Below are 956 nucleotides of genomic sequence, written 5' to 3'. Positions count from 1 at the left end.
TGGAGATACGGGTCCTACTGGAGATACGGGTCCTACTGGAGATACGGGTCCTACTGGAGATACGGGTCCTACTGGAGATACGGGTCCTACTGGAAATACGGGTCCTACTGGAAATACGGGTCCTACTGGAAATACGGGTCCTACTGGAATATTAGGACCTATTAATATGATGTTAACACGAAATACAAATTTAAATAATGTAACTTCAAATACCAATTTACCATTAGATACTATATTGGTAAATAATGGAGGTAGTTTCATTACATTTAATGCAGGATCTGGTAATGTTACTCTATTAAATGGTTTTGTATATGAAATTTCGTATAGTTTTAGTGTTAGACCAACTAATCCGCCTGCAAATCTTTCAATATGTTTACGATTAGATACAGGTAGTGGTCCAATTAATATTCCTGGTTCTGGAGCCACTTGGGATGCAGTCAATAATATTATAAATAGCAGTGGAACAATACTTGTTGATTTAACAGGGGCAAACAATCCTGGAACTATAACGATGTTTAATCTATCAGGAACTAACAACTTTGTATTTTTCTCAAGTACAGTTGCTTATAAAATGAGTATCATAAAAATTTCTTAATTTAGATTATCATAAAAAATATATAATTTTATTTCTTGTATAATTTTTCTAAACCATTTAGACTATAAACAGTTCAATTAATATATAAACCTTCTTATTAATTAGAACGCATTAAAAAAAGTTCTGGTGCAAAGAAAGGATATATTCCAAAGAATGATGGGGATTCCTACCGGAATCGTTATTTAGCCTGTTAATCCAAATAATTGATGAATGAATTGTTTTTGATTTTGAACAGATTGATCCCGTAAATCAACCTGTTCTTTTTTATCATATGCATGGCTTCTACTCCTGCAAGAATGCATGTAGCTGTGCCAAAAGATTTAAATCCTAACATAGAGCGTACACGTTTTTTAATGAACCG

General features: G+C 33.2%; 1 protein-coding gene and 1 pseudogene. One reads left to right on the top strand and one right to left on the bottom strand.

Annotated features, from left to right (window positions below; genetic code table 11):
- Nucleotides 1–595 (top strand): collagen-like protein (locus tag F3I02_RS33620; RefSeq protein WP_196478860.1); only part of this gene is annotated, 595 nt, incomplete at its 5' end.
- A gap of 182 nt (nucleotides 596–777) precedes the next feature.
- Here the strand turns inward: F3I02_RS33620 and F3I02_RS33615 are convergent.
- Nucleotides 778–956: pseudogene (locus F3I02_RS33615) on the bottom strand (IS6 family transposase); the annotation flags it as partial.

It is taken from the genome of Bacillus sp. SRB3LM (assembly GCF_015712745.1).
GTDB lineage: Bacteria > Bacillota > Bacilli > Bacillales > Bacillaceae_G > Bacillus_A > Bacillus_A thuringiensis_K.
Note: the sequence above shows the minus strand (reverse complement) of the source record. Positions and strands in the feature narration are given on the sequence as shown.